The sequence below is a fragment of the Streptococcus hongkongensis genome, assembly GCF_053206145.1.
The window spans coordinates 1-1543 of sequence record NZ_JBRUGD010000036.1; the positions used below are offsets into that span (position 1 = coordinate 1).

The window sequence follows — 1543 nt, forward strand, 5'->3', positions numbered from 1 at the left end:
GGCGCTTAACGGCGTGGGGGTTCAAGTCCCTTAACCCGCATAAAGAGTATAGGCCGGCTTAGCTCAGTTGGTAGAGCATCTGATTTGTAATCAGAGGGTCGCGTGTTCAAGTCATGTAGCCGGCATTTTAAAAAAGTTTGCGAACGTAGTTCAGTGGTAGAACACCACCTTGCCAAGGTGGGGGTCGCGGGTTCGAATCCCGTCGTTCGCTTTAGGTATAGCCTATAGCCGGGGTGGCGGAACTGGCAGACGCACAGGACTTAAAATCCTGCGATGGTTTTCATCGTACCGGTTCGATTCCGGTCCTCGGCATTAAAATTTAATAATTAGCACCCTTAGCTCAACTGGATAGAGTACCTGACTACGAATCAGGCGGTTAGAGGTTCGACTCCTCTAGGGTGCATCATTTCGGGAAGTAGCTCAGCTTGGTAGAGTACTTGGTTTGGGACCAAGGTGTCGCAGGTTCGAATCCTGTCTTCCCGATTGATGGCGGTGTAGCTCAGATGGCTAGAGCGTCCGGTTCATACCCGGAAGGTCGGGGGTTCGATCCCCTTCGCCGCTATTGTTTCTTTTGGATTTATTGGACCTTTAGCTCAACTGGTTAGAGCACTCGGCTCATAACCGAGCGGTCGTAGGTTCGAGTCCTACAAGGTCCATGTAATGGAGGATTACCCAAGTCCGGCTGAAGGGAACGGTCTTGAAAACCGTCAGGCGTGTAAAAGCGTGCGTGGGTTCGAATCCCACATCCTCCTTTTTCTTATCGCGGGATGGAGCAGCTAGGTAGCTCGTCGGGCTCATAACCCGAAGGTCGTAGGTTCAAATCCTGCTCCCGCAATAAACATGAATATGTTGTTGATGGCTCGGTAGCTCAGTTGGTAGAGCAATGGATTGAAGCTCCATGTGTCGGCGGTTCGATTCCGTCTCGCGCCATTATTTAAGCGGGTGTAGTTTAGTGGTAAAACTACAGCCTTCCAAGCTGTTGTCGCGAGTTCGATTCTCGTCACCCGCTTTATAGTTTTACCCAAGCTATATTAAGGGCTTGGGCGCGTAGCTCAGGTGGTTAGAGCGCACGCCTGATAAGCGTGAGGTCGGTGGTTCGAGTCCACTCGTGCCCATTATTAATTTGGAGAATTACTCAAGAGGCTGAAGAGGACGGTTTGCTAAATCGTTAGGTCGGGTAACTGGCGCAAGGGTTCGAATCCCTTATTCTCCGTAATATGAAACGAGAATATCTTTATGATATATCGTTTTTTTTTAACCATTTTTTGGAGGCTTGTATGAGTAAATATAAATTATCGAGATTTTTCTTTTGGTTTTCAACTACTACTACCATAGTGACAATTTTATTTTTGTTGTTTTCATCTCGTATTTCTCCGCTTGCATCTTCTTATACAAGTTCATATTTATCAAAAATTGGGAAAGTTCTAAAATGAAGTTAGCCACTTAAGTGTATAAAAAAACATCTCAAAGAGATATAATTGTAATCTACGACAACCACAATTAGAAGGACTCTGAGATGCAAGACTATTATACACCAAAAGGA

General features: G+C 46.1%; 13 tRNA genes. All 13 read left to right on the forward strand.

Features of this window, described 5'->3' with window-relative positions:
* The first annotated feature begins 52 nt into the window (after nucleotides 1-52).
* The 13 genes from ACVRZD_RS10550 (at nucleotide 53) to ACVRZD_RS10610 (ending at nucleotide 1213) form a co-directional block, all read left to right on the forward strand.
* Nucleotides 53-125: transfer RNA gene (locus tag ACVRZD_RS10550), tRNA-Thr, on the forward strand.
* 14 nt (nucleotides 126-139) lie between these two features.
* Nucleotides 140-211, forward strand: a tRNA-Gly gene (locus ACVRZD_RS10555).
* Nucleotides 212-227: 16 nt separating this feature from the next.
* Nucleotides 228-312 (forward strand) — tRNA-Leu (locus tag ACVRZD_RS10560).
* Between the two features lie 17 nt (nucleotides 313-329).
* Nucleotides 330-403: transfer RNA gene (locus ACVRZD_RS10565), tRNA-Arg, on the forward strand.
* Between the two features lie 6 nt (nucleotides 404-409).
* Nucleotides 410-483, forward strand: a tRNA-Pro gene (locus ACVRZD_RS10570).
* A gap of 5 nt (nucleotides 484-488) precedes the next feature.
* Nucleotides 489-562, forward strand: a tRNA-Met gene (locus tag ACVRZD_RS10575).
* Between the two features lie 20 nt (nucleotides 563-582).
* A tRNA-Ile gene (locus ACVRZD_RS10580) sits at nucleotides 583-656 on the forward strand.
* Between the two features lie 6 nt (nucleotides 657-662).
* Nucleotides 663-752: transfer RNA gene (locus ACVRZD_RS10585), tRNA-Ser, on the forward strand.
* Nucleotides 753-761: 9 nt separating this feature from the next.
* A tRNA-Met gene (locus tag ACVRZD_RS10590) sits at nucleotides 762-835 on the forward strand.
* 22 nt (nucleotides 836-857) lie between these two features.
* Nucleotides 858-930 (forward strand) — tRNA-Phe (locus tag ACVRZD_RS10595).
* Nucleotides 931-938: 8 nt separating this feature from the next.
* A tRNA-Gly gene (locus ACVRZD_RS10600) sits at nucleotides 939-1009 on the forward strand.
* A gap of 32 nt (nucleotides 1010-1041) precedes the next feature.
* Nucleotides 1042-1115 (forward strand) — tRNA-Ile (locus tag ACVRZD_RS10605).
* Nucleotides 1116-1125: 10 nt separating this feature from the next.
* Nucleotides 1126-1213, forward strand: a tRNA-Ser gene (locus tag ACVRZD_RS10610).
* Nucleotides 1214-1543 lie beyond the last annotated feature (330 nt).